The sequence below is a fragment of the Pseudoalteromonas sp. PS1M3 genome, from assembly GCF_016865405.1.
GTDB lineage: Bacteria > Pseudomonadota > Gammaproteobacteria > Enterobacterales > Alteromonadaceae > Pseudoalteromonas > Pseudoalteromonas marina.
Map to the genome: position 1 here is coordinate 145,409 of NZ_AP022625.1, position 25,533 is coordinate 170,941.

Here is a 25,533-nt window from a genome sequence, read left to right on the forward strand (position 1 = left end):
GTTAGCGCTGGAAATAGCTGCTAGAGATAGATTTATTATCCAGTGTTCAGGTTACTACTAAGCGCAGTTATTTACTGCGCTTTTTTTATGTTTATTTATTATGAAAAAAGAGCGTTGTGTAATGATAAAATTACTTGCAAGCTTGAAAATTAGGCATACAATCGCCACTTCTTAAGGTTCTTATTGTTATAAATAGTTAGGAAATAAAATGGCTAAAAAATCGAAAAGCAAAGCCGCAAATAATAGTGCGGTAGACACCGGTCGGGGTGTTATTAATCATAATGCGCTGGCGGCTTTAGTAACCTCTAAAGTGTTTAAACCTCAAGTGGTAAAAGCTAAAAAAGGGAAAGGCTCATTTAAACGCAATAACAAACACGTAGGACGAGAGTCTTATTTAATCGCGGCTTAAATAGCACCGATCAAATAAGACTTTTAACTGCCTACTTTTTGCCGCAGCATGCGGGTAAGTGTGTTGTCTTTATCTATAATATGGTGCTTTAAGGCGCCCACGATATGTAAATTTAACGCGATAAGAAGTGCATTTGCTGTATGAGCTCTAGCCCGAACAAAGCACGTCTCAACCTTTTTGTAATTTATTGATCTTTATTAAAAATGCACAAAGAGAAGGGAATGAGGAGTAAATGAGAAGTGAAAGCTGTAGGCGCTAAGCTTGCTCGCGCAAGATGCTATTTTTTTCTCTAAAAGCGAAGCGTTTCTAAACCCTTTTGTGATTTATTGATCTTTAATACAAAAATGCACAAAGAGAAGTAAATGAGGAGCAAATGAGAAGTGAAAGCTGTAGGCGCGAAGCTTGCTCGCGCAAGATGCTATTTACTTCTCTAAAAGTGAAGCGTCTCTAAACCTCTTTGTGATTTATTGATCTTTAATACAAAAATGCACAAAGAGAAGAGAGAGGAGTAAACGAGCAGCCAAAGCAAATTAGTATAAGTTATCTGTATATGACCACCGAGTACACCGAGGCGCTTCGCGCTGCACAGTGAAAACACACGTATCGTTTAGTCACTTTTCTAGGTATTCTCCTTCGCTTCTCGGTGGTTCCCAGTTAAAGCGTTGCTTTTAAACGCCATCAAGCTGCGCGTCTTCAGCCCATTTAACTTATGCGGCTTACTTTTACTTTTATTTTTCCTGCATTGGCGCCATAAAAGCGGCTTAAGTCATTGGCGAAGGGACTAAATTCACCTGATTTAGTAATAGTCACCGTAGCGTCATTAGCTATTTTAAATAAAAATTCTTCGTTATTATTAATTGCACCAACTAATGAGAACCACTGAGCATCTGGAAGTCGTCTGAATGGTTCAAGTAATGCCATTGGAATTTCTTTAACGCCTAATTGCACGTCATCTCGATGCCATCCCTTAGGTGTACACTTTATGCCGTCGTCAAACCAATGTTGATCAGGGTAGGGGGTAAAGCGATAAGTTGCACCTTGCTCGAGCATTAAGCCCGTTTTGTTATAAAACTCACTGGCAAATACCACCACATCTTGGCTTTGGCCAATACTTAATACGCTCATATTTTGGTTGGCAAGCGTAATGTGCGCACTTAAGCCGGTAAAACTTAAGGTGCTGTTGTCACTGTAGCTAACGTTGTATGACTGCTTTTTAAGTGACTCTGGACGGTAGCTGGTGAGCTTATTAATTCGTGTAGCTACACTGTGGTGAACTAATGGCTTAATATTACTTGCTTCGTTGTCCACCAGCACAAAGCACTCTCTATCTACCAGCTTAAAGAACGAGTTTAACCAAAAGTAATTTTGCTGGTGGCTCAGTGCAAGTGAGTCGGGGATAACAGTGAGATCGTCTTGTGCAATTAAATTACTATCTGGAAGAAGAGTTTTGTAGTTAATATCGTGACTTGTTAACAATGAAATAGCTAACGGCTGCTCAATAATCCACTCAAGTGCATAACGTAAGCAAATATCAGCTAAACCATCACGGTAGTATCCACCGCCAATGTCTGAATGCGCGCCTGCAAACCACAGTTCAGTAATGTTATTTTGATGGTTCATCAGCGTAGGCTCAAACGCACGGCGTTTTTCATCAAGTGCCACGCAGTGCAGTGCTTGTGAAATATTATTAGCAATGGTGTGGTTTTCAAAAATAACGTGCTCGGCGCCGCGTGTCGCTTTACTCACTTTTGATAAGCCAATTGAGGCCACGGTATCAAATACACATACGTACACATTATTACTAATCAAAGGTTCCAGAATTTTTGCAAAACGCCTAGCGAGAGCGCCACCTCGGCTAAAACCGGTAAGTAAAAGGGTATCGCCTAGTTGGTAATGCGTTTTAAAATCACGCATGGCTTGATTTAAAATACTGGCAACATCGTCACCACGTGGCGCTAAAGTTTGGTTTAAAATGCGTTTTAACCGGCTACCTTTAGTGCCAATACCTTGATAATAAAAGCTCAATTGTTGCGAGAAAGGTGTAGTGGGGGAACCATCAAGTTTGCCGCCTAATAATAAGTGCAGCTTAACAATGTTAGAAATACTACTGTCTTCTTTAAAATGCTCTGAGCTAAATTGGTCTGCGTCACGGGGCTCATTTCCTGTGCCATCAAAGTTAAAAACTAGTGTTTTTCCCGTCATTGCCTTATTCCCTAAGTGGTTTGTATAAATTTACATGGGAATTGTGAAAAATCAAAGACAGCGGTAATAAAAATTTATTAAATCTGCTTATTACCGCCATGGGTTATTTATTAATGCAATTTCATTTTAGGGCGCACTACACGCAGTACTTTTTCGCTTATCCATAACGCAAAGGTTTTTGCGCTACCGTGTATGGCGCGCTGGTGCATACGATACAGCGATATATACATAAAGCGGGCTATTTTACCTTCAATAAAAAAGGTGTTGCTGGTTAAGTTACCCATTAAATTACCGACTGTGCTGTAGCGCGATAAGTTAACGAGAGAGCCGTGGTCGCTGTATTTAAACTCGCTTAGCGGCTGGTGTTTAAGTGTTGCAATAAGATTTTTTTCAACACATTGTGCCATTTGATGGGCCGATTGCGCGCGTGGCGGTACAAGTTTTCCGTCTTCTTGGGTAAAGGCGCAGCAATCGCCAAGTACAAAAATGCTTTTATCTACGGTGCTTTGTAAGAACTTGTTTACTTGAATTTGGTTGCTGCGAGTAAGCTCAAAAACACCTAGGTCTTTAATAAAATCTGGCGCTTTTACGCCTGCCGCCCATACCATAATATCGGCATCTATGTGTTCTTCGTCTTTTGTTATAAAGCCTTGCTCGGTGGCTTCTTTTACCTGTGTTTGCTCTCGCACGTTTACGCCCAATTTTAACAGCTCGCGTTTGGCACTTACGGCAATACGCTCTGGTAATGCAGGTAAAATACGTGAGCCGGCTTCAATTAAATGAATGTGCAAACGCTTAGACGACATATTTGTAAGCCCATATAGCTTTAATAGCTCAGACACGTGATACAGCTCTGCCGAGAGCTCAACGCCTGTTGCGCCGCCGCCAACAATGGCAATATCAAGAGATTGTTGCTGGTTGTCGTCTTGATGAAGGCGGGTAAAGCTATCGAGCAAAGAATGCTGAAAACGTTCAGCTTGCTGGTTTGAATCTAAAAAGTAGCAATGCTCTTTTATGCCTGGGGTATTAAAGTCGTTACTTACACTGCCAATAGCAATAACAAGGTGGTCATAGCGTACAGTGCGTTTGGGCAAAATAGTGTGGCCAAGTTCGTCAAAAAGTGGTGCGAGAGTAATTGTTTTATTGCTTTGGTCGATGTTACAAAAGGTACCAAGTTGAAAATTATAATGATGTTTTGCGGCATGGGCAGAGTAAACTACGCCATCTAAATCGGGGTCAATAGAGCCTGTGGCTACTTCGTGCAGTAATGGCTTCCATATGTGGGTGCGGTTTTTGTCTATTAATAAAATTTCTGCGTGTTTTTTCTTTCCTAGTTTATGCCCTAATTGAGTTGCAAGCTCTAATCCGCCAGCGCCGCCGCCAATAACGACGATCTTAGGAGTGGTTATGTTCATGACTATGCCCTTAAAAATAATATACCCAAGCAATCTGTTTTATTATTTTTAAAATGACTTGGGTATCGAAAATTATTTTGGCAAAGCTCACTTTTATGGGGCTATAGTGTGCGCCTAAATAATGGATATGTCAGCAGTAAATCACCTAATTTACGGTATACTAACTTGCAAATACTTCATCTAGGCTGCATTTTTCTGTTATAGCCCTGTGTTATCAACGCCAAAAAGGACATTTTTATGAATACGCCGCTTTTACAATCACTTGAGCAACATTTTGGTTTTAACCAGTTTAGAGCAGGGCAGCAGCAAACTATAGAGCAGCTTTTAAATGGGCAATCGTCCCTTGCTATATTCCCTACAGGGTCGGGTAAGTCGTTGTGTTATCAGCTAACGGCTATGCATTTAGAAAACTTAACGTTAGTGGTGTCGCCATTACTAGCCTTAATGAAAGATCAAATTAGTTTTTTAAATAGCAAAGGTATTTACGCGGCAAGCCTTGATTCTAGCCAAGACCAAATGCAAAGCAGCACCGTAATGAACGATGTGCGAAATGGTAAAATTAAAGTGTTAATGGTGTCGGTAGAGCGCTTTAAAAACGAGCGATTTAGAGAGTTTATAAGCCAGGTTGCGCTGTCTATGCTGGTGGTAGATGAGGCGCACTGTATATCTGAATGGGGGCATAACTTCAGACCTGACTACTTAAAACTACCGCGATATCGCGAAGAGCTAAATATTCCACTAGTACTATTGCTTACCGCCACCGCCACTAAAAAAGTAAAACGCGACATGAGCGAGCGTTTTAATATTGCCCCTGAGTGCATTGTACAAACTGGCTTTTACCGCGCTAACCTCGATTTAAGCGTGCTAAGTGTAAAAACGGCTGATAAAAACACCGAACTTACAAACATAGTGCGTGCGCAAAATGGCCCAGGTATTGTGTATGTAACACTGCAGCAAAGTGCTGAGCAAGTGGCTAACACGCTAAGTGCGCAAGGTATTCAGGCGGTTGCGTATCATGCAGGGCTTGAAGATACACTCCGGTGGCACATTCAAGATGATTTTATGGCGGGTAAAATTAACGTAGTTGTAGCAACTATAGCCTTTGGTATGGGCGTTGATAAATCAGACATTCGCTTTGTTATTCATTACGATTTACCAAAATCGATTGAAAACTACAGCCAAGAAATTGGCCGCGCAGGGCGCGATGGCAACCCATCAAACTGCTACACGCTTGCTAATTTAGATGGCCTAAACACAGTAGAAAACTTTGTATATGGCGACACCCCTGAGCTGAGTGGCATTGAATATGTAATTAACGATATTCGCCAAGCCCAACAGCAATGGGAAATGCAAGAATACAGCCTTTCAAGCGAAAGTAATATTAGGCAACTGGCACTTAAAACATTACTGGTTCAACTTGAAATGCAAGGCGCAATTACGCCGCAGTACGCCTATTATGCCGATTTTAAATACAAGTTCTTGGTTGATAAAAACGAGCTACTTAGCCAGTTTGACGAGCAGCGCCAAGCTTTTTTAACGCAAATATTTAGCTATACTGATTTTAAAAAAATATGGGGCACGCTCAATTTTGACACCCTTACCCAAGCCGCGCAGGTTGACCGTAAACGGGTTGTGGCCGCGCTTGACTACCTAGCTGAAAAAAACCTTATAACGCTTGAAACCAAACGCATTACCCAAGTATATAAAGTGCATAGTGAAGTTATAAATAACCCAGAGCTTGCCCAGCAGTTACACCACTACTTTGCTGATAAAGAACAAGCTGAAATAAAACGAATTGCTGCTTTAGTGCGCTTTTTTGAGCTACAAACTTGCCTGAGTTATAACTTAGCGCGCTACTTTGACGACCAAAACGCGCCAGCGCAATGCGGGCATTGCAGTGTATGCCGTGGTAATGCTGTAAAACTAGAATACTCACTAGCGCCTGTAACTATTGCAGATGAGGTTATTTATCAAAAAGTAGATGAGTTTTTGGCGCATATGGCCACAAAGGGAGTTCATAACGTGGGTGTTGAAACCCAGTGCCGTTTTTTAGCGGGTATGAGCGTGCCATTGTTTGCTCGTAATAAGGTACGCCAACTCAGCGGATTTGCGCTTTGTGAGCAACAGCGGTATAGCGATATAAAAGCTACACTGCTTGGCAGATAGCCATTAAAGTAATGATCAAACCTGCATAATTATAAAAAATGTTAAATTTTTGTTTGTTTTTTCAGCGTTTAACTATACTCAACATGACTATTAAGGTCATATAAAACGAGGTGAACGATGAAACTGCAAAAATTGATGCTGTTAGGAGTATTTATTTCAGGGACTAGTTACGCTGAAATTAATATTTCAGGCTTTGCAAGTATTAACGCGGGTAAAGTACTCAGTGGAAGTGGTGTGCCGCAATATGGTGTTGAGCCAACCTTTTTGGCGGACTACCCTAATGTGAGTGGCTACACAGAAGATTTATCTTTCTCTCCAGAGTCGTTAATTGGTAACAAGTGTCGGGGGATCTTGGTGAGGGCTTATCTGTCACAGGTCAAATTGTTGCCCGAGGTGTAAACGATTTTGATGCTAATTTTGAGTGGGCATATATTTCGTACGAAATAAATGATAATTGGACGGTTCAAGCAGGTAAAAAGCGTTTGCCTCTTTTTTATTACTCAGATTTTTTTGACGTAGGTTACGCATATGTATGGATGCGTGCACCTGCCGACAATTATACATGGCAAGTATTTAACTATGAGGGCATAAACCTTCTCTATTCTGGTTCGATTGGAGAGTGGGGTGTGTCTGCTAATGTGTATGCTGGTAAAGAAGATGATGACGACAACAAACTGCTATCAGACTTTTTCTTTCAAGAGCCTACCCGAGAAATTTGGGAAGATATGCTAGGTGGTGTACTTTCGTTAAGCCATGATTGGCTTGAATTGAGAGTAACGCATATGCAATACACTAATAAACGCTTTCGTTCTGGAGAGCCGGTTTTATGGGATGGAAAAGATAGCCGTGATGGCAAATTCTATGGCTTAGCTGCCAATTTTGATTTTGGCGACTTTTTTGTACTAAGCGAACTTAACCGTTTAGATCTAGACGGAAACCTAGACACTTATATGATCAGTGCAGGGTATCGGTTTGATGCAATTACGCCTTATGTGATGTTTTCAGATTTTGAGCAAGAAGGTGAGGGAGATACTGAAAGCCATAATACCTTTGCGGTGGGGGTTCGTTGGGATTTTCATCCTTCGGCGGCACTCAAAATGCAGTACGACAGGGTAAAAGATGATTCATTCGAGTTAGCGGTAGCGGGTGATAGTAAAGCAATCACGCTTGGTGTTGATGTTGTATTTTAAGGGGAATTAAAAATGAAAAAATTAATGTTATGTGTACTGTTTTTGTTTAGCAATGTTGCCTTTGCTGATTTTGCTATTATTGTACATCCTTCAAACGAGAGTAGTTTTGATGAGTCCGTCATTAGTCGAATTTATACCGGAAAAGAAAAGTCGTTTAGTAATGGCAATACGATCATTCCAATATCACAAGATTCAAAAAATCCGACTACGGAGCAGTTTAACAGTAAACTGCTTAATAAAAGTGCGTCGCAGTTAAGAGCCTATTGGTCAAAGCTTATTTTTACGGGAAAAGGAACACCACCCAAAGAGCTAGAAAATGACTCAGAGGTGATCAAAATGGTTGCAGCTAACCCAAATACGATTGGGTTTGTTTCGACATCTGCCGTGTCTGATGATGTGAAGGTGGTATTAAACTTTTAATTTAAAATTAAAGGCCAACAATAAAGCGTGTTAGCGAGTAGCACGCTTTTTATTATTCTATTTATTCACCATTAAAATTAACTAGCGCGTTTAGCCAGCTCGTGTATCCTACTTAGTGTGTTTCTTTTATTTAAGCCACTATGCCTAACACTGTTATTCCAAGTAAAACTATTTCCTCTACACCTGAGTCCGTAACCTGCGCTAACTGCCAAGCGTGTTGTTGCCAATTAGAAGTGCGCATAGTAACCGACACCGGTGTGCCTTTTCAGTACATTGATTACGACAAGTGGGGCAGCGAAGTAATGAAACGCGGCGATGATGGTTGGTGCCAAGCACTCGACCGCAATACGCTAATGTGTACCATTTATGACAACCGCCCACTTACTTGCCGTGAGTTTGAAATGGCCTCGAACGAGTGTATTACAGAGCGCGAAATAGCCGGTATTTAAAAATACGGACTAACTAATAAACCCGCGTTTGTGTTTTTAACCAATAGAGAGTTGTGCGCTTGGGTATCTTAGTTTTTTACTTCGTGGACTTGCTAAAAAGTAGGCGAGAGTGAGCGGGCCTATTCTGCCCATAAACATTAAAAACATAATGATAAACTCCCCCAGCGGTGATAACGATGACGTTAAACCGCGTGAAAGTCCTACCGTACCCAGTGCCGATACCGCTTCAAAAGCAATATCTAAAAAAGGTGCATCTTCAACGACCAGTAATGTAAAAATAGCCAACCAAGTGACTCCCGCTGAAATAACGGTTAAGGCTAATGCTTTATACACTGAATCTTTGTCTATTTCTCGGCGTAGCACGGTGACGCCCTTGTCACGCCTTAAGTAGCTATAGGTTGCTAATATTAAAACGATAAACGTAACGACCTTTATGCCACTTGCAGTACTCAAAGAGCCGCCACCAATAAACATAAGCATCATAGTTAAAGCGGTACTGGCATTTTTTAACTCTTCAATAGCAATGGTATTAAACCCCGCAGTGCGAGGAGTAACGGCTTGAAACCAAGCTGCTAGCCATTTCCCTATTTCAGATAACGGCTGCAGTGTTTTTGGGTTATCGTATTCAATTACGTAAATAAGCAACAATGCAATAACGTTAATAATAACAGTGCTGATCAGCATTAATTTACTGTAGGGACTGAGCTTAGCCCAACGCTTTGATTTATATAAATCGGTTAATACGGTAAAGCCTAGGCCACCAATAATAAACAAACAGGTAATTGTTAAATTTACAACGGGGTCTTCTACATATTGCATTAAGCTATTGGGGCTCAATGCAAACCCTGCGTTGTTAAAAGCGCTAATAGTATAAAAAAGTGCATGAAAAAAGCTTTTTTGTAAGCCCATCTCGGGTAGCCAATACAGCGTTAAAATAATAATGCCTACAGATTCAACGATTAGCGCAAACAGCAAAACAGACTTAGCGGTATTTACCAAAGTAGATGTATCTGTTTGATTAAAAGCAGCTTTGGTCACTGTTTTTTGAATAAAGCCAACTTTATTACCCAGTGCCATTAAAGTTACAACCGCAAAGGTCATTAAACCTAGACCACCTAGTTGAATTAATAGCGCAATAACGCCTTGTCCAAAAGGAGTAAACACTGAACCAGTATCGACTACAACTAATCCGGTTACAGTCACCGCGGAGGTTGCTGTAAACGCACTTTGTATCCATGAAATAGGCGCATAGGTTGCAAAAGGTAGTTTTAACGCTAACGCCCCTAGCGTTATTAATATTAAAAAACTACAGCAGAGAACAAGCGGTGGAGCCGCATTGAGTTTTTTATGCCCATTGGCTTTTCGATCTATAGGTGTTTTGAGAGGGTGCCATAAAACCATAATTATAAAAGCCTTGGTGCAAGATAGTTTAGTTCGACTCGGCTACCTGATAACAGTAAAATGTCGTAGGTAAGTAACTCAAAGTCGTCATCAAGTTTGACAAACGTTTGCTTTGCGCGCTTGACCAATAATGGGTTTACAGTGCCTTTTATTTCTTTAAGTAAATGCCCTAGTTTTGTTTTATGTAAGTGCGCTTTTATACTTACTTCAACAACGTATAAGCCATTGCCTAAGGAAATATAGTCGTTTACTACAGGGTAATTAAGCGCTTGTGCAACGCGCACGCCCATTTCTTCTTCAGGATGAATAATGCGTGTTACACCTAGCTTAGAAATAATTGTGTGATGGGCTTTGGTGCTCGCTTTTACCCATATTTGCTTAACAGCTAGGTTTTTTAATGCAAGGGTGCACAGAATGCTCGATTGCATGTCTTCTCCAATCGCCACTAAAACTGCCTGACTGCTCGCTAAATCAAGCTCTTTAAGTGCGGCTTCATCAGTGGAGTCGCAAACAACGGTTTCAGATAAATGCTCAACATATTTTTCAGCTAGTTTAGGGTTACTATCTACCCCAGTGACTGTATGCCCTAAATGAATTAACTCAAGGCTTGCTGCAATGCCAAATCGACCTAATCCGATCACTGTAAAATGTGCCATGTTGATACCTAAATTAAAGTTAAAAGAGAGAAGTGGTAAAGTTCATTTGGTCAATAAACAGTTAATACATAGGCTGTAAGCATCACTATTTTTATCCAACCCAACACACCTATTACTCCTTCTGCTGAAGTTAGAATATGAGTTATTAAAGTAACAATGAAGGTAGGCGCTAAAAGCTTTATAAAGATTTAACGAATCAGATAAAAAACTTTATAAAAACTTTATAGAGGCAATATCGAAAAGGCAGTAATCTAGGTGCTCAAATGTTAGAGGAATAATTAATGAATCAGGCAGAGGCTAAACCACGTTGGTATAACGCATTGTTTTTGGCAGTAATAATGCCATTAATTGTGGTTATTGCCATTTACCCTATGCGTAATTGGTTTACTACCACCGATATCGTGATGCTTCAGTTATTATGGGTGACTTGGGTTGCTGTGCGCAGTAATCGTCGTCTTGCCATACTGACCACCTTAGTGAGTGTAGCGTGTACAGATTGGTTTTTTGTTGCCCCAAATTTTACTTTTCATATTGAAAACATAGAATATTTAGTAACCTTTATGGTTATGCTCATTGTTGGTTTTGTGATCAGTCAATTAGCAGGGGAGCTCAGTACTAAAGTTAGGGATGTGCAATTACATGCAAGTAATAGTCGCACCTTGTACGAACTGGCCAAAGACTTAAACAGCCTAGATACGCTGGATGAACAAAAAAAGTACTTTGTGCAGCGGATCAGCAAGCATTTAAACGCATCTTGTACATTTATACCTGCAGCACCGCGGGACTATAGTGAATTTATATTGCTTAGTGAAGTTAACCCTAGCTGGGGCGGGTTTAATTTTACTAAACGGTTAACGCAAGGGCAAAAAGCCTTTGCTGACACTGCTATTTCGCTTCTTTATCAGGTACATGAAAAAACGTTATTACGCCAGCAGTCGGCTGCTATTTCGGTGCAAGCGGAATTAGAGCGCGCTAAAAATGCACTTTTACGTAGTTTGTCTCACGATTTACGCACACCACTGGCAACCATTATGGGCGCATCGAGCATGCTTGCAGATGATGAGATTACCCTCAGTGACAGCGTGATAAAAGAGCAAGCGAGTAATATTTATGAGCAAAGTAAAATACTAAATGAGCACTTTGATAAAGTAATGGAGTTAAGCCGAGTTAATAAAATGGGTGAAAACCTAAGTTGGCAAACAATAAACTTACAAGCACTACTTAGTGAAGCTAAAGCTAGAAGGCAGCAGCAACTCACTGATTTTGTCATAAATACCAATATAGACGCTCAGACAACATGCGAAGGGGATGTGACTTTGTTAGAAATTGCGCTGGCTAATATGCTCGAAAATGCATGGCGTTATGGTGATAAAAAGGTGAGCGTTGAATTTACTCGAAGTAGCAATCAGCAAAAGATATGTTATCAGCTAATTCTCACTAATAACGTGATCACTAAAGCGCAAACAAGTAGCAATGAAGGCGTTGGGTTAGGCAGCATTATTTGTGATGTGGTTGCTAAATTTCATCAGGGCACATTTACATTAACAATTAATAACGAAACAAATATGGCGTACGCAAAGTTAATCTGGGAAAAAAGTAATGACTAAAATCTTGATATTAGAAGATTCTCCCCCACTACAAAGCTTTTTAAAAACTTTGTTGCAAGCCAGTGGCTACGAGCTAAGTATTTGTGATAAAGGGTTAGATGGCTTTGCACGTTTAAGTGAGCAAAGTTACGATCTTGTATTGTTAGACTTGGGCCTTTTAGACATGGATGGTCAAGACTGGTTAATTGAGTTTAGACAATGGAGTGCCTTACCTGTTTTAGTACTCTCAGCTCGAGATGGCGAAGTTGAAAAAGTCACAGCGCTTGATAATGGGGCAAATGACTATATTACTAAACCGTTTAGCGCGAATGAGTTGCTAGCCCGAATTCGGGTTTTATTACGCACCCAAAGCCAACCGAGTGTGGCATTTACCTGCGGGAATATAAAAATAGATCCGCAAAAGCACAGTGTTACTGCTTCTGGAGGTGAGGTAAAACTCACTAAAAAAGAGTACGCAATACTCTTATTGCTGTTTCAAAATAAAAATAAAGTACTCACCCATAATGCAATCTTAAGCCATATCTGGGGCGCGCAGTATGTAGAGCGTCCTGAATACGTAAGAGTCCATGTGGCACAGCTCAGACAAAAACTAGAGGCTAACCCTGCGAGTCCAAAATATATTTTAACTGAACCGGCCGTGGGTTATCGATTGGTTGACTAAAAATGAGAACTTTAGAGTTTTACTCTACAGCACAATGATCCAGATAAATTATTTTTAATTGAATTTTAATACGCTTGAGCTAATTAGTGTAAATAAAACAGAGCAGCAAAAATGTTTGCTATGACTGTGTTTCCACAGTCATAGGCGTATAAAATTAGTCGTATTTAGCTTCTAGCTCATTAGCCGTATGAAACTTCTCGTGGCTTTGTAATTGCTCGTCGTATTTTACTAGGTTTTTAAAGTGACCTAGCTGGCCTGAGTTTTTAACAATTTCAACAATAAACGACATCATAAAATCGGCGCCGGTTAGGGTGTCGCCAACTAAATAACGTTTACCTTCTAGACGGTCGTTAAAGTAGCTAATAACTTTAGCGGTTTCGGCGTCGGCGTAGCCTTCTAAAAATTGTGTTTTAGCGCCATCTTTAAGCACAAACATTTTAAGTAGTAGCGGTAAAATGGCAGAGCTTTCAGCAAAGTGCAGCCATTGTTGGTAATCAACGTAGTCAGCGGTGCCAGCCTTTGGTGCAAACTTTCCGTTACCGTATTTAGTAATTAAGTAATCAGTAATAGCGCCAGATTCGGTAACAATTAACCCACCGTCTTCAATAACTGGCGACTTACCGAGTTGGTGAACTTGCTTTAGCTCATCAGGGGCTAAAAATGTGTCTTTGTTACGTTGATAAGCAACAATTTCGTAATCAACTTCTAGTTCTTCTAAAAGCCAAATAATACGTTTTGAGCGCGATTTATTTAAATGATGTAGTTTTATCATGTCAGTCCTTGTTGGCGTTGCTGGTTGCAGCAACGCTGTGTTTGTATATTTTAGTTAAAGTGCATCGTTGATTTTAACAACGGTTTTACCAAAGTTTTTACCACTAAGCATATCGTTAAATGCGCTTACAGTGTTTTCAATACCTTCTACCATGTGCTCGCGGTATTGTACTTTGCCATCCTGTAGCCACTTTTGCATGTCTTGCGCAAATTCATCGTAGCGGTGACCGTAGTCGTCAAAAATTATAAAGCCTTGCATTTTAATACGTTTAGTAAGCAACTGCCCCATTAGCATACCCATACGGTCAGGGCCTTCAGGTAAGCTTGTTGCGTTATACTGCGATACTAAACCACACAGCGGTACACGAGCTGCGGTATTAAGTAATGGTAATACGGCATCAAACACTTTACCGCCCACATTTTCGTAATAAACATCTATGCCTTTATCACAGGCTTTTTCTAGTTGCTCTGCAAAGTCATCGGCTTTGTGGTCAATACAGGCATCAAACCCTAGTTTTTCAACTGCATGGGCACATTTTTCGCTGCCACCAGCAACGCCTACCACTTTACAGCCTTTGATTTTAGCTATTTGGCCAACGGTTGCGCCAACTGGCCCCGTTGCTGCGGCTACGACTACCGTTTCGCCTTCTTTAGGCGCACCAATATCAAGTAAGCCCATATACGCCGTAAAGCCAGGCATACCCATAATGCCAAGCGCATAAGACGGGTTTGCAGGTTCTTTGCCTAATTGCATAAGGCCTTCGCCATTACTAATGGCGTAACTTTGCCAACCTGTGTAGGCAAGTACCCATTCGCCTTCGCTGTATTTATCGTTTTTAGACTCTTCTACTTGGCACACGGTAGCGCCAACCATTACGTCACCCACGTTTACCGGATCGGCGTACGACTTTGCGTCGCTCATGCGGCCACGCATGTATGGGTCAAGTGATAAGTAAATAGTGCGCAGCAGTACTTCGCCATCTTTAAGGGCTGGTAAATCGACTGTTTTAAGCTCAAAGTTTTTATCGGTTGGAGCACCGTGTGGGCGTGATGCCAAAGTAAGTTGACGACTAGTTGCAGACATAAAATTCTCCTTTTGAATATGAACCCACTTAACGAATGTGTATGCGTTTAATAACCCGATTGGCATAAACAATAATGCGCGCTAAGTAGTAAATGTATGTACAAATTTGTACCTTATAACAGGAGTTTTGGGCGAGGGGCTGTTAATTCAACCTTAAGCGGAGTAATTATTCTAAACGGTTCATTTGAGCTTGCTAAAAATATGGCTATCGTAAAATGCGCCATTTTTATAAATGGCTTGTTTAAGAACGGCCTCGGCCTTAAAACCACATTTAGTCAGTGCCTTTATAGAACCAGTATTACCAGCAAATACTGCGCCAAAAATACGGTTTAGGTTTGAGGTTTTAAACGCGTCATCGCAAATTTTTGTAATAGCGTGAGTCATTACTCCTTGCCCCCAAAAGTGGCTATTAAGCCAATAGCCTATTTCGCCACTGCGGCTATACTCGAACTCTCCGGGCGTTATGCCTATACACCCCGCAAATTGCTCATCTACAACAATGGCCCTAACTATTCCACTTTTAGAGCCTTGGTTTATCCACCAATCGGCGTCGGCTTGAGTATACGGAAATGGAATTTTAGACGATAAAAACCGCGTCACCTGTTCATCGTTTAAGGTATTAATAATGTGTGGCGCGTCCTCTGGTTTAAAGTCTCTTAGGGTAATCATTGTTTTAATTAAGTATGGGCTGAATACGGTTTAACTTAGCAAGCAATTAGAGATTGCACAATCACAAAGATTAACCGCTTACGCCTATAACTTTGTTTTAAAGTACTCTAATATAAGCAAAATATAATACTGTTTAAGATACCTTTTATGCACCCACACATAGCCGCCATATATAATAGTGCCCAAAAGCCAAGCCGTTTAATTGTAGGTTTAATGAGTGGTACCTCGTTAGATGGGCTCGATGTAGCGCTGTGTAAGGTAAGCGGCGCGGGCTTAAACACACATATTGAAATATTAAATTTTACCACCGTTGAATATAGCGACGATTATAAAAGCAAAATAAAGCAGGTATTTGCAAAGCGAGAGTGCGATTTAGAACTAGTAACCTTACTGCACCCTTGGGTAGGTAAGCTCCATGGCAATATGGTTAATCAGTGCTTACATACTTGGCAGGTAAATCCAGCAAGTATTGATGTAATAGCCAGTCATGGGCAAACAATTTACCACTGCCCACAGTCGCAGCATAATCATAAAAGCTTTACTAATGGCACATTACAAATCGGCGACAGCGACCAAATAGCCGTTACTACCGGCATTACAACTATTGGCGATTTTAGGCAAAAGCACATAGCCGCAGGAGGCGAAGGTGCCCCACTTGCGGTATATGGCGATTACTTGTTTTTTTCAAGTCTTGTTGAAAACCGTATTTTACTTAACATGGGTGGTATAGCTAACTTAACTTTTTTACCCAAAAGCGGTGATGCAAACAGTGTATTTAGCTCTGATATTGGCCCGGGTAATACAATAATGGATGCCTATGTACAAAGATATTTTGAGGGGATGCATTTTGACGACGGTGCAAAAATAGCAAAAGCAGGGAAAGTAAATATGCCTTTACTTCATGCATTATGCGCAGATGACTTTTTTAATTTAAGCATGCCCAAAACAACAGGGCCAGAAGTGTTTAATTTAGCATATTTAAAAGCGGCTCAAGCACTCACCAATACGCTTGACTTAACCCACCACGATGTAATGGCAACACTCAATGCATTTAGTGCTAATGTAATAAGCGATGCAATAAAACAGTGTGCTAAACACGAGGAAAATTGTGTGGTGTATGCCAGTGGTGGTGGAATACATAACCCACTATTAATGGAGCAGCTTTTAACACTTTGCCCAGAGGTTAAAGCGTTTAAAAACACACAGGTATTAGGAATAGATCCCGATGCTAAAGAAGCCGTGTTATTTGCTATTTTAGCCAACGAATGCCTAGCAGGTGAGCAGCAACACCTTAATAATACCGCGCAAGGTATTGCGGGAGTGACTATGGGAAAAATAAGCTTTCCCGACTAACCGCTATTGATAAAAGCGTTTTAAAACAATGATAAAAAGGTCGAGCTTACCCCTGCAAAATATCGGCGAAAACCTTGTGGTTTTGACTGCTCCATATTTACGACTGGCGCGTTATAGCCGCCATCAAATGCGTTAATATTCATATCAAACTGTAAACTATTTTTTAAAGTGGCATTTAAGCCATGCAGCATCAATTGCATTACTAAGCAGTGGCTTTGGGTAATTTTACTTAATGTTAAATACACATAACCACGCTCTAAATCGGCGTTAGTGAGTACCTTTTCAGTAAAGTATTGTGCATCACGGGCACTGGGATACGTTGCGCTCAGCGAAATAATATCGTTTTCGTGGGCGTCGTCAGGCAATACGCATTGCAGCGTTATTTCATGCATAGCACTGGCTTGCAAGGTTAACAGCTCGTATTCCATTGTGTGGCCCATAGCCGCAGAGAGAGGATCTTCAAACGATTGTAACGCAAATGTGAGTTGCGTCATTGGTGTGCTCATTTACTTCAACTTCTAGATTATAAAAAATACAGTTCGAGTTTAAATTATCACCTATTTTGATTGCAGTTTTATGACAAATTGCACTTAATCGTATAATCGCTGTATTTTGATCAAAAAAGATCGCTATATGTTCTTTCTCATTCGGTTTTGGAATGGTTTGTCACACATCTGGAATAAAGAGCCTTACGTGGCAAGGCTTGTAGCGATGGTGCTGTCGTTCCTTATTTGGGTTTTTCTCATAGGCTTCTCTTCATCGGGAATAGAATTTGGTTTTTAGGCTTTACCTAATCAAAGCATTAAATAGAGATTCCAAATTAAAATTTCATACTTATCTTTTTTGATTTAATACGGTATGCATTGCGGTTGAATGTTGTAGCCCGTATTAAAAGAGTGCCCGCACAAGCCAAGCTATCTTATGCTAAAAATGTAGTAAGGCCTTTATGAGCGATAACAGGTCATTGAGATTGGCTAAATATCGTCGTTAATTGATTGGTTAAACTGCACTTTGCGCATATATTCATGAAAATGAGCGCTGCGCGCAAATTGGATTATTTAAGTTTACCTAAAAACTTTAGAAAACTTAGTGATAGTAATACCTTAGGTAATTTGTTAAAACTATATAAAGTAGATAAGTGAGCGTTAAGTCGGCAGAATTATGCGCGATGAGCGCACTATTAAATTGTTATACGATTCACGGAAGGACACATTTGTGCGCGCATTCTTACTCTTTATTGGTTGGTCTTCAGTTATTGGAAGCTTCGGAGATGGCGGGCTAGGTATTTACGCTTTATGGCTGGCTATGTCATCAGACTTTGTCTCGTTTGGCATATCCTTAGATGAATTTCTAAAAAGCTATGTAGAGATTATATATTGGGTAAAAAGCGTCGCATTCGTGGTTATGCCTAAAGACTTTGCAACTTGGTTATTTTCTGTTCCTGCTTTAGCATACTTCCCAACGAGGATTGTGATGAGTGCCGTTATAGGTTGGTGGGCACTAAAAAAAGCTTCAGTATTAAAGGAACGCGATAGAAATCGTATAACAATCTCATAAACTCGCTCGCGGGCTCGCTGGGACAATAACACGGAGGCTCAGTCGCTACGCTCCAAATTTTAGCCTACGTGTTATTGCCCGTTATGCGGGTGTTAGCTTAAACCCAAAATCACGAATATATTAAGGACAAGTATTGACTTTTACAGAGATTTTTAATGCCATAAAATCCTATTTGGCAGGTTTTTTAACTTTTGTTGTCTGCTTTGCAGTTGCAAGTGCGTTCTTATGGGGGGAGTACAAAGCAGTGCAGGTTGATAAAGAGGCTGTATCAACCAAGTTACTATCCCTGAAAGATGCACAAATAAAACTAGAAAAGGAAAAGTCGCTCTTACAGTTAGAATTGAAGGATGCTGAATTTAAACTAGAGAAAGAAAAGACGACATTGCAATCAAAGCTAAAAGAAAAGGAGTTTGAGCTTTCCAAAAAGGAAGCGAAATTGGAAAGCACTAAAGCTGAACTAGAAGACGAAGTTAATAAACTTAAGAACTCTCTATCTAGCAAGCAGTCAATGACAAGCGACTCGATTAAGGACAAAGAACGTGAGCTTGAGATTTTGATTGATCAATATCAGAGCAGAGTTAAAGAAGTCAATGAACTCTACTCATATTATTCTAAAGAAGCACTAAAAGCGAAGGCTGAAGAGCTAATATTGAAAGCCATGAATGAATTTTCGGCTTTAGGTGTCAATATTAGAAAGCCTGATTGGTGTGATAAAGATTACACGAGCAGGTATTATCAAGGCAAAGCTCTAATTGACCAGATCAGCGCCTTAAATAGTAAATATTCAATCAGTGACGAATATGATTGGTTTGTTAGAACGCATTCTCGGGGGATCATGTCTTCAAGTGACGGAGAATGTAAAGCTAACAAGTCAAGTAACTCGGACGCTGCAAGCAGCGCCGGTTCTTGAAGCGTTAGCTGCTTTGAGGTCAATCATTAGTAAGGTGTCATAGTGAGAATTTTAGTAACAGGCTCTGCCGGTAGAGTCGGGCGTGCAACCTATATTAAATTAATGCGCACCCATGACGTGGTCGGCATTGATAAAACGCCTTGCTCAACAGCCGATTACATTGGTGATATTCTTGATAGTGATCTGATTGATCGGGCTCTTAAAAATGTTGATGTCATCATTCATACAGCGGCTCTTCACGCTCCACATGTTGGTTTAGTACCTGATTCAGAGTTTCAGTCTATCAACGTAGACGCGACCGAGAAACTCGCTCTGGCTGGATTAAAAGCAGGTATTAAGCACTTTATTTTTACCAGCACTACTGCATTGTACGGCTATGCTTCAACACCTAAAGGTATTGCAGGTTGGATAAATGAAGACGTCACACCTCAACCCAAGTCGATTTATCATAATAGTAAAATTGCGGCTGAAGCTAAGCTAGAAGAAATTTCAAAGTTGTTTCAGCTTCCAGTTACTGTGCTGCAAATGTCGAGATGTTTTCCTGAACCTGCGGATTTAATGGCAGTATTTCGCCTTACTCGTGGCATAGATGCTCGTGATGTAGCAAACGCTCATTTATGTTCTGTGGAAAAACGCTTAAGTGGTTTTAATCGTTTTATAATCTCAGGCGCTACACCTTTTCAACTTTCTGATTGTGAAGCGCTATATACTGATGCTGCATCTGTCATCGAGCGTCAATGTCCTGACATCGCGCTAGCATTTAAACAAAGAGATTGGCAACTACCTCAAAGCTTAGATCGCGTATATGATTCATCATCTGCATGTGACAAATTAGGGTGGTCACCTATACATGGTTTTAAAAGCGTTTTGGAAATGCTAGATACTGAAATACCTGAAGTATTGCCAATTTTGAAACGCAGCTAACAAAGCAATTAAGAGTGATTCGGCATGGGCTGCGTTTTTACTATGCATTGCTTTTAACATTAGGCAAAGCGAGTTCGCCCTCAGTACACTCTTTTTTAAAAGTTTCATACTTTGTGCCTAAACTCGTTTGCAAGTTTAGTTTTTCGATAGCTGCCTGTATTAGCCTTTGTCCATCTTTCGTTCACTAAATGCTGGTGTTCATTTTTATTGAACGATATTAATTAGTGAACAGGTAAACTTTAATCCCTTACTGTAATTAGTGGAATAAGTACAAGCCTGATAAGTAACCTTTAGGAGCTTATAACAGCTCTATTAAAATAAGCCCCTGTATTAAACGTAACGTTTAACACAGGTTTGGGCTAATCTACTAAACACCAAACGTATTAAAACGAATACTGCAGCCTTAATGAGATTGCATTGCCCGATGTGATAGTACCGCCTGCCTCGTAGTAATTGGCTTTAATGTAGTCGGCCATAAACTTTATGTTTTTGTTTACGGTGTAGTTAACGCCGAGGGAGTAGGTTTTTGCGTCTTGGTTTTCTTGCTTGAGCTTAAGTAGGCTGTAGCGGCCATTGAGCTCCCAGCCTGGCTCTGAGCTTGCGCCTAGTTTTGCGTTTTTATACTTACGGTATCCGCCCGATAGCTGATAACCAAATTGCAAATAGCCGCCTTCGTAATCGTTAGTTGACTTTTCAATACTGGTTACTTGTGCTTGTTGCCACTCGGCCATCATGGTAAATCTGTTTTTAAGCCATAGTAGCTCTGCGCCTTGTTGCGAGAGGCTATCTGCATTAATTTTATCGCCTTCTATTAATGAGTCGGCGGTATAAACTTCAAGAGGTTCATTCACTCTAAATTCGTTACCGTCGTACTGCCTCTCACTAAAGGCGATGCCTAGGTGTAAAAGGTTGGTGTTTTGCTGCCATGGCACCCAGGCTACGCGCCCTATAATAGCAGACGTTGCTTCGTCTTCATCGGGCTCGTAATAACCTAGCTGCCAATTTACTGAGGCTATGTCCCCGGAAAGGCTAATACCTAAGCTGCGTCCTGGTGAAAACGCTTCGCTTATCATGCTGCGCTCAAGCATTAGTAATTTGCGCGAGCTAGTTAGTTTTTCTAGGCCAAAACCTTCTTTTTGTTGGCCTATGGTTAAATCGGCAAATTCCCAGCCAGAGTATTCTAGGTAGGCGTCTTTTATTTCGGTTTCGCCATCGGCAAAGCCAAGTTGAAATTTACTTTTCCAGCCTTTGCTGATGTCTGATTTAAAGCTTAGGCGTGCGCGGCGTATTTCAGAGGTACTTTCTGAATCGCTGCTGTCGTATTTTCCCTCTAACAATGAGGTATCAAGCTTGTTGTAGTCGAGCATGATATAGCCGCTTAGGTCTATATCGTCGTTAATTTTGGCAAAGCTTGTGCTACTAACAAAGCAAAGTGCTGAAAGTGCCGCATAAGTAATCGTTTGTTTAGAGGTCATGTTAGGCTGCCTTTGTTTGTTTTTCGGCTAAGTAACTTACTTTTAGCTGTGCTACGTCTCTTAAAAAGTCGATGTGTTCTATATCTACGGCAACGACGTTTAGGCCTGTGCGCTGTTTTAAATCATGGATGAGTGTGGCTTGGTTTTGCGGGGTTATGTTTTCTATGCGCTCGTAGCAAACGCTTTGTACTTCGTAGCGTTTTACAAATACGCTAGAGTCAATCAAAAAGGCAATTAAGCAAATTATGCCATTAAGAATACTTAGCTCAATTAGGCTCATTTGCCCTACAGAGGTCAGTAAAGCAATGGCAGTAACAAGGAATAAGTAAGTCATTTCTTTAATAGAAATAGACTCAGTGCGGTACCTTAGCATGGTAAATACGGCAAATAGGCCAAATGCAAATTCCATCGACATATCAACCCCGTGCAGCAAAAAGGTAATAATAAAAACGCCTACGCCAAATAAAATAAACGAGCCTGCCACCACTGCATTTTTACTGATGCGAAAATAACAGCCATAGCAAAGTACAGCCAGCGATAGGATGTTTACTAAAAAGCGGGAAAGAAAAATAAGATCTAATTTTGTCATTTTAATTATTCTCTAAAGGTAATAGTGGGTTAGTGCGGTTAAGGTGTTTTAAACGGGCTAAAACAGGTTTAAAGCGGTTTACTTTTAAGCGCTCGGGGTAGAGCAAAGCACAGCCAATGCAGTATTTACTAAACGAGGCTGGGAATATGTGGTGTTTGCTCATAAGTTTATAAAATGGCGAGCGTTTTGTTTTTTTACGTTGCTTAAGTTCGGCAATAAAAAAGCCTGGTAAGGTTATTTTGTTATCCCCTTTTGGGGTGTTGTACCACAGGTTAAAATCAAGCGTTAAGCGCTCGGCTTTTTCTTCGTTGGCTAGCGCTATACGGTTATAGCCGCTTTGCTGGGTTACGTTTAAATGTGCAAAGCTGTTTTTCATTTGCTCTTTCATAAACGCAGTACAATGGGCTTGCTCGTTGTTTTTTTCGAGCTTAATACGTGTTTTTACTGTGCGGCTTTGGTTGTTTTTTAGTTTTACTTCTAGGTATTCGGTGGCGGTATCAACGTAGCGCCTTTGGCGTACTTTGTAGCGATTAAGCTTACCGTTATGATGGGCTTTATATAAATCAAGCTCGGGCGTATCAAAATACTGATTATAATAAGAAAATAAACGCTTGCCTTGTATATCAAGTACACGGTACTGGCCTTGTATATGAGTAAGTAGCTCAGGTAAAAAAGAAAGTGGCAGCATAAACTTACTGTCTACACGGTTCATTAAATTAGCGTTATTAAGATCGTTTAATCCGTAACCTTCAAACGGAATAAGTAACTCGTTAATTAAGCTTGTTAATGAGCCATGCGCATCTGGTTTTTCAGGCTGAGCCTGCTTATTTTTAGTGTTTATTGCAGTAATTGTTACAGGTGAGATTGAAGCGTCCTTTTCAAAAAGTTCATCCTTAAAACGTGCTTGAATTGTCATAATTTTCTCAGATTATTAAATTGCAAAGTTATAGAGTGCAGTGCCAGCGTGCTGACACCGCATGAAGGATGGGTTGTTTATCTAGCGCAAAATCCGCTGCCATCGCCAGCTGAAGGCAATGTGCCATCGAGCTGCGCGGCCATATTTGCTACGCGGTACTGCATAAACGACGTTAAGCCGTAAAACTGCCCCGTTGTAGAGGTTAGGTTTTGCTCAAAGTAGGTTGATCCATAAAAGCTGGTTGGGTCGTTTTGTACGTGCTCACGAATTAGGTCGGCTATTTCATTTACGCGTGCGTTAAATGTGTCGCTTGAAAGTGAGCCATTAATAAGCTGTGTTAAGTAACTGTGGTACGTGTCTAGGTTGCTTTGCTCGGCAAATACATTAGCAATTAACGGGCGCTCGCTTAATGCGCCGCTTACTGGCTCATCAATGTAGAGCTCTCTTACATCTACGCCATTACAATCCATGGCAAAGGTGCCAAATGACTCGTTAAAATCCCACGGCAAAATGCTAAATACGCCATCGTCATCGTAAATATAATAGTTATGTGCAAGCGGGCCGTGGTAGCTATCTAAATTAGACAGTGAAGTACTTACCGACATATAACGTAAAAGTGTGTCTACTTCTATGGCGCTGGTTTCGCCTTTATCGAGCGATTCAACAAAGTTAATAAAGGCGCCGTTATCTGTGGTGTCTTCGTTGGTTTGCAGGTTTATATCGGTGTAGCTTTGTATGTCGTCACCTAGCCATAATAAATCGCTGCCTGTGCCATCTGGCTTGTATAAATCGCCATTACTGTTGGTAAAGTGTTTTTCAACAAATTCGCCATCTACGGCTTCTACCATTAAATACAAACCAAATAGTTCGCCGTTTACATAAAAGTTAACGTAAGCATGCTCAGGCGTTGGTACGCCCATTTCATCCATTAGCTCGTAGGCGATTACTTCACGCATGTACGACGGATCGTTAAACGAGTTTTGTAGTGTGAATTTTTTTAGCCCAAAAAACTTTTGCCCCGACACATATTCGTTAATATCGACCTTAAAACTGTAACGGTCGCTGCTAGAGTTGGCAACGCTGCTTAAGCTTGAGCCGCCTTTAGTGCGAATAGCTACGCTATCGAGTGTTACCCCATTAAAGGTAATAGCGGTTTCGTGATATTCCTCATCAAGTGGGTTATCTAGAATGTCTTGCCAGTTTTCGTCGCTAATTGTAATAGAAAGCGTATTAACCGCTGTGGGTGTAAAGGCAGTTGCAACTGTATTTTCACTACTTGGGGTAGGTGTTAAAAACGCATGAGTAAAGCCTGTACTGCTACTTAGGCCGTAACTAAAGCCTGTGGCTACATCACTTTCATCCCAGTCAATGTAGTCAATTACTTCATCGTTGAGTATTAAGCTTAGCTCGTCTTCTTTGCCTAGTTTAAACGGGACGTAGTAAGTGCCTGGGTCTTCATCGGTGGCATAAATGGTTATGTATTCACCCGCGTATAAATCTATGTCGGGCAGGGTAACGGGGTCTATGTCGTCGCTTTCATCAATAACGTGGTAGTTGGCTAAGTTAATTGTATTTGCGCTGTTGTTGTATAGCTCAAACCAGTCGTTGCCATCGTCTGCGGCGCTTGCCACTATTTCGTTAATAACGAGAGGCCCGTGGGTTGCTTGGCTGTTTGAGCTAAGTTCTGTTGGAGTGAGTACCGCAGTTGCATCACTGCCATCTGGGTAGCGGCCATAGCTGTAACCACTTAGCGCTTGGCCTTTATTCCACGATAACTGCTCTATAATTACATTGTTACTGTAAAGGTTTACGGTATCGCTTGAGCCTAATTTAAACGCAACGCTTGGCAGGTCGCCTAAATCATCGGTGCTTGCGTAAATACGATAAAACTCACCCGGCGATAACGTGATATCGGGTAGAGCAAATTGTTCGTTATTGTCATCACTTAGTGTGTAGTCTGCTAAATACACATCGCTACTGCTTGTTACATAAAGCTCTATCCAGTCCTCGCCACCGCCGCTATCTTTTGCTACTACTTCGTTTATACGCAGTGGCGCATCTTCAGCAATTAGCGTTGTAACAAGTGTTGAGGTATCTGCTGTTTGGTTAGCTGCGCCCTCTGTGGGCGTTAGTGTTTGCGCGGTGCCGGTGCCATCGGTATATAAGCCGTAACTAAAACCTTCAGCGGCTTCGCCTTCTTCCCAATCAAGTACAGAGATAGCAGTGCCGTCCTCGTATAACGTAACCGCATCGTCGCTACCTAGTTTAAAGGTGACGTAATAACCGTTATCGGGCGGTGTATCGGTTTCATCAATGGCTTGAATAACAATAAACTCACCTTGGGAAAGCGATGCTGCGGGCAAAGCTTGAGGCTCTCTGTCGGCGTTATCATCAACAAGTGAAAATACCGATAAGTCGGCTATATCTTCAGTGGCGTATAGCTCAATCCAATCGTAGGTGGTATCGCGTGGGCTTGCAACAATTTCGTTAATAACTAAGCCCGTTGAGGTAATTGTTGATGATGAGTCAGTTTGCTCTGTGCTGCTATCGGTTGTTTGCTCAGTACCGCCACAGCCATACAAAAATGTAGTGGAGGTAATTAATGAATAAAATAGTAGGGGTTTTATGGTCATTGATGCGATCTTTTTTATTTTAATAACGTGGTAAAACAATAAAAAAAGAAGGTGCAAACAATGTGTAAACATTCAG

At 40.9% G+C, this 25,533-nt stretch carries 22 protein-coding genes and 1 pseudogene; 11 read left to right on the plus strand and 12 right to left on the minus strand.

The annotated features are described in order from the left end of the window. Nucleotides 1-208 precede the first annotated feature (208 nt). Complete coding sequence (arfA, locus tag PS1M3_RS17410; RefSeq protein ID WP_006793520.1) at nt 209-409, plus strand: alternative ribosome rescue factor ArfA; 201 nt, start codon at nt 209-211, stop codon at nt 407-409. 702 nt (nt 410-1,111) lie between these two features. Here the strand turns inward: arfA and PS1M3_RS17415 are convergent. Both PS1M3_RS17415 and PS1M3_RS17420 read right to left on the minus strand, forming a co-directional pair. Beyond that, nucleotides 1,112-2,611 (minus strand): DUF2235 domain-containing protein, encoded by a 1,500-nt coding sequence (locus PS1M3_RS17415; RefSeq protein WP_008130858.1) that lies wholly within the window; start codon nt 2,609-2,611, stop codon nt 1,112-1,114. A gap of 110 nt (nt 2,612-2,721) precedes the next feature. Continuing rightward, nucleotides 2,722-4,026, minus strand: coding sequence for an NAD(P)/FAD-dependent oxidoreductase (locus PS1M3_RS17420; RefSeq protein WP_203987818.1), 1,305 nt, complete (start codon nt 4,024-4,026; stop codon nt 2,722-2,724). Nucleotides 4,027-4,263: 237 nt separating this feature from the next. Here PS1M3_RS17420 and PS1M3_RS17425 point away from each other — a divergent pair, with 237 nt between their 5' ends. From PS1M3_RS17425 to PS1M3_RS17440, 4 genes and pseudogenes are all read left to right on the plus strand, one after another. After that, nucleotides 4,264-6,192 (plus strand): ATP-dependent DNA helicase RecQ, encoded by a 1,929-nt coding sequence (locus PS1M3_RS17425; RefSeq protein ID WP_203987820.1) that lies wholly within the window; start codon nt 4,264-4,266, stop codon nt 6,190-6,192. Nucleotides 6,193-6,309: 117 nt separating this feature from the next. Beyond that, a pseudogene (locus PS1M3_RS17430) lies at nt 6,310-7,382 on the plus strand (porin). Nucleotides 7,383-7,394: 12 nt separating this feature from the next. Continuing rightward, nucleotides 7,395-7,802 (plus strand): substrate-binding domain-containing protein, encoded by a 408-nt coding sequence (locus PS1M3_RS17435; RefSeq protein WP_006793538.1) that lies wholly within the window; start codon nt 7,395-7,397, stop codon nt 7,800-7,802. 140 nt (nt 7,803-7,942) lie between these two features. Continuing rightward, complete coding sequence (locus PS1M3_RS17440) at nt 7,943-8,251, plus strand: YkgJ family cysteine cluster protein (RefSeq protein ID WP_203987824.1); 309 nt, start codon at nt 7,943-7,945, stop codon at nt 8,249-8,251. Between the two features lie 36 nt (nt 8,252-8,287). Here the strand turns inward: PS1M3_RS17440 and PS1M3_RS17445 are convergent, their stop codons facing one another. Both PS1M3_RS17445 and PS1M3_RS17450 read right to left on the minus strand, forming a co-directional pair. Continuing rightward, nucleotides 8,288-9,652, minus strand: coding sequence for a TrkH family potassium uptake protein (locus tag PS1M3_RS17445; RefSeq protein ID WP_203987826.1), 1,365 nt, complete (start codon nt 9,650-9,652; stop codon nt 8,288-8,290). Between the two features lie 2 nt (nt 9,653-9,654). Next, complete coding sequence (locus PS1M3_RS17450; protein WP_203987829.1) at nt 9,655-10,308, minus strand: TrkA family potassium uptake protein; 654 nt, start codon at nt 10,306-10,308, stop codon at nt 9,655-9,657. Nucleotides 10,309-10,589: 281 nt separating this feature from the next. Here PS1M3_RS17450 and PS1M3_RS17455 point away from each other — a divergent pair, with 281 nt between their 5' ends. Together PS1M3_RS17455 and PS1M3_RS17460 are read left to right on the plus strand one after the other, a co-directional pair. Continuing rightward, the gene (locus PS1M3_RS17455; RefSeq protein WP_203987832.1) at nt 10,590-11,915 is read left to right on the plus strand and encodes a DUF4118 domain-containing protein; all 1,326 of its coding nucleotides are present in this window, start codon (nt 10,590-10,592) and stop codon (nt 11,913-11,915) included. Further along, on the plus strand, nt 11,908-12,576 hold the full coding sequence (locus tag PS1M3_RS17460) for a response regulator (protein ID WP_008130878.1): 669 nt from the start codon (nt 11,908-11,910) through the stop codon (nt 12,574-12,576). The genes PS1M3_RS17455 and PS1M3_RS17460 overlap by 8 nt, the downstream gene beginning before the upstream one ends. Before the next feature lie 154 nt (nt 12,577-12,730). Here the strand turns inward: PS1M3_RS17460 and PS1M3_RS17465 are convergent, their stop codons facing one another. The 3 genes from PS1M3_RS17465 to PS1M3_RS17475 all read right to left on the minus strand — a co-directional run bounded on the left by PS1M3_RS17465 (nt 12,731) and on the right by PS1M3_RS17475 (nt 15,100). Beyond that, the gene (locus PS1M3_RS17465) at nt 12,731-13,348 is read right to left on the minus strand and encodes a glutathione S-transferase family protein (protein WP_203987836.1); all 618 of its coding nucleotides are present in this window, start codon (nt 13,346-13,348) and stop codon (nt 12,731-12,733) included. Between the two features lie 54 nt (nt 13,349-13,402). Next, nucleotides 13,403-14,431 (minus strand): NADP-dependent oxidoreductase, encoded by a 1,029-nt coding sequence (locus PS1M3_RS17470; RefSeq protein WP_203987838.1) that lies wholly within the window; start codon nt 14,429-14,431, stop codon nt 13,403-13,405. Between the two features lie 180 nt (nt 14,432-14,611). Beyond that, complete coding sequence (locus PS1M3_RS17475) at nt 14,612-15,100, minus strand: GNAT family N-acetyltransferase (protein WP_203987840.1); 489 nt, start codon at nt 15,098-15,100, stop codon at nt 14,612-14,614. 147 nt (nt 15,101-15,247) lie between these two features. Here PS1M3_RS17475 and PS1M3_RS17480 point away from each other — a divergent pair, with 147 nt between their 5' ends. Then, nucleotides 15,248-16,453 (plus strand): anhydro-N-acetylmuramic acid kinase, encoded by a 1,206-nt coding sequence (locus PS1M3_RS17480; protein ID WP_203987843.1) that lies wholly within the window; start codon nt 15,248-15,250, stop codon nt 16,451-16,453. 20 nt (nt 16,454-16,473) lie between these two features. On the opposite strand, the gene PS1M3_RS17485 is transcribed toward PS1M3_RS17480, so the two are convergent. Next, a complete protein-coding gene (locus PS1M3_RS17485) occupies nt 16,474-16,959 on the minus strand; it encodes a hypothetical protein (protein WP_203987845.1) in 486 nt (161 codons plus the stop codon). A 655-nt stretch (nt 16,960-17,614) separates the two neighbouring features. Between PS1M3_RS17485 and PS1M3_RS17490 the strand changes: the two genes are divergently transcribed. The 3 genes from PS1M3_RS17490 (at nt 17,615) to PS1M3_RS17500 (ending at nt 19,844) form a co-directional block, all read left to right on the plus strand. After that, nucleotides 17,615-18,010: a hypothetical protein gene (locus PS1M3_RS17490; protein WP_239104513.1), complete on the plus strand. Its 396-nt coding sequence runs from the start codon at nt 17,615-17,617 to the stop codon at nt 18,008-18,010. Nucleotides 18,011-18,143: 133 nt separating this feature from the next. Then, the gene (locus PS1M3_RS17495; protein ID WP_203987847.1) at nt 18,144-18,920 is read left to right on the plus strand and encodes a hypothetical protein; all 777 of its coding nucleotides are present in this window, start codon (nt 18,144-18,146) and stop codon (nt 18,918-18,920) included. A gap of 42 nt (nt 18,921-18,962) precedes the next feature. Beyond that, nucleotides 18,963-19,844 carry an NAD(P)-dependent oxidoreductase gene (locus tag PS1M3_RS17500; RefSeq protein WP_203987850.1) on the plus strand — a complete coding sequence of 294 codons (882 nt, stop codon included), beginning with the start codon at nt 18,963-18,965 and terminating at the stop codon, nt 19,842-19,844. A 383-nt stretch (nt 19,845-20,227) separates the two neighbouring features. On the opposite strand, the gene PS1M3_RS17505 is transcribed toward PS1M3_RS17500, so the two are convergent. The 4 genes from PS1M3_RS17505 to PS1M3_RS17520 form a co-directional block, all read right to left on the minus strand. Further along, nucleotides 20,228-21,319 (minus strand): OprO/OprP family phosphate-selective porin, encoded by a 1,092-nt coding sequence (locus tag PS1M3_RS17505; protein ID WP_203987854.1) that lies wholly within the window; start codon nt 21,317-21,319, stop codon nt 20,228-20,230. Between the two features lies 1 nt (nt 21,320). Continuing rightward, nucleotides 21,321-21,908: a DUF4956 domain-containing protein gene (locus PS1M3_RS17510; protein WP_039037236.1), complete on the minus strand. Its 588-nt coding sequence runs from the start codon at nt 21,906-21,908 to the stop codon at nt 21,321-21,323. A gap of 1 nt (nt 21,909) precedes the next feature. Continuing rightward, nucleotides 21,910-22,824 carry a polyphosphate polymerase domain-containing protein gene (locus PS1M3_RS17515; protein WP_008126573.1) on the minus strand — a complete coding sequence of 305 codons (915 nt, stop codon included), beginning with the start codon at nt 22,822-22,824 and terminating at the stop codon, nt 21,910-21,912. 77 nt (nt 22,825-22,901) lie between these two features. Next, entirely contained in the window at nt 22,902-25,457 is a 2,556-nt protein-coding gene (locus tag PS1M3_RS17520; RefSeq protein ID WP_008126574.1) for a CotH kinase family protein, read from the minus strand. Nucleotides 25,458-25,533 lie beyond the last annotated feature (76 nt).

Bases quoted from the DNA above. Each gene is read 5' to 3' on its own strand.
- arfA (WP_006793520.1), top strand. From the start codon at position 209: ATGGCTAAAAAATCGAAAAGCAAAGCCGCAAATAATAGTGCGGTAGAC.
- PS1M3_RS17415 (WP_008130858.1), bottom strand. From the start codon at position 2,611: ATGACGGGAAAAACACTAGTTTTTAACTTTGATGGCACAGGAAATGAG.
- PS1M3_RS17420 (WP_203987818.1), bottom strand. From the start codon at position 4,026: ATGAACATAACCACTCCTAAGATCGTCGTTATTGGCGGCGGCGCTGGC.
- PS1M3_RS17425 (WP_203987820.1), top strand. From the start codon at position 4,264: ATGAATACGCCGCTTTTACAATCACTTGAGCAACATTTTGGTTTTAAC.
- PS1M3_RS17435 (WP_006793538.1), top strand. From the start codon at position 7,395: ATGAAAAAATTAATGTTATGTGTACTGTTTTTGTTTAGCAATGTTGCC.
- PS1M3_RS17440 (WP_203987824.1), top strand. From the start codon at position 7,943: ATGCCTAACACTGTTATTCCAAGTAAAACTATTTCCTCTACACCTGAG.
- PS1M3_RS17445 (WP_203987826.1), bottom strand. From the start codon at position 9,652: ATGGTTTTATGGCACCCTCTCAAAACACCTATAGATCGAAAAGCCAAT.
- PS1M3_RS17450 (WP_203987829.1), bottom strand. From the start codon at position 10,308: ATGGCACATTTTACAGTGATCGGATTAGGTCGATTTGGCATTGCAGCA.
- PS1M3_RS17455 (WP_203987832.1), top strand. From the start codon at position 10,590: ATGAATCAGGCAGAGGCTAAACCACGTTGGTATAACGCATTGTTTTTG.
- PS1M3_RS17460 (WP_008130878.1), top strand. From the start codon at position 11,908: ATGACTAAAATCTTGATATTAGAAGATTCTCCCCCACTACAAAGCTTT.
- PS1M3_RS17465 (WP_203987836.1), bottom strand. From the start codon at position 13,348: ATGATAAAACTACATCATTTAAATAAATCGCGCTCAAAACGTATTATT.
- PS1M3_RS17470 (WP_203987838.1), bottom strand. From the start codon at position 14,431: ATGTCTGCAACTAGTCGTCAACTTACTTTGGCATCACGCCCACACGGT.
- PS1M3_RS17475 (WP_203987840.1), bottom strand. From the start codon at position 15,100: ATGATTACCCTAAGAGACTTTAAACCAGAGGACGCGCCACACATTATT.
- PS1M3_RS17480 (WP_203987843.1), top strand. From the start codon at position 15,248: ATGCACCCACACATAGCCGCCATATATAATAGTGCCCAAAAGCCAAGC.
- PS1M3_RS17485 (WP_203987845.1), bottom strand. From the start codon at position 16,959: ATGAGCACACCAATGACGCAACTCACATTTGCGTTACAATCGTTTGAA.
- PS1M3_RS17490 (WP_239104513.1), top strand. From the start codon at position 17,615: ATGCGCGATGAGCGCACTATTAAATTGTTATACGATTCACGGAAGGAC.
- PS1M3_RS17505 (WP_203987854.1), bottom strand. From the start codon at position 21,319: ATGACCTCTAAACAAACGATTACTTATGCGGCACTTTCAGCACTTTGC.
- PS1M3_RS17510 (WP_039037236.1), bottom strand. From the start codon at position 21,908: ATGACAAAATTAGATCTTATTTTTCTTTCCCGCTTTTTAGTAAACATC.
- PS1M3_RS17515 (WP_008126573.1), bottom strand. From the start codon at position 22,824: ATGACAATTCAAGCACGTTTTAAGGATGAACTTTTTGAAAAGGACGCT.
- PS1M3_RS17520 (WP_008126574.1), bottom strand. From the start codon at position 25,457: ATGACCATAAAACCCCTACTATTTTATTCATTAATTACCTCCACTACA.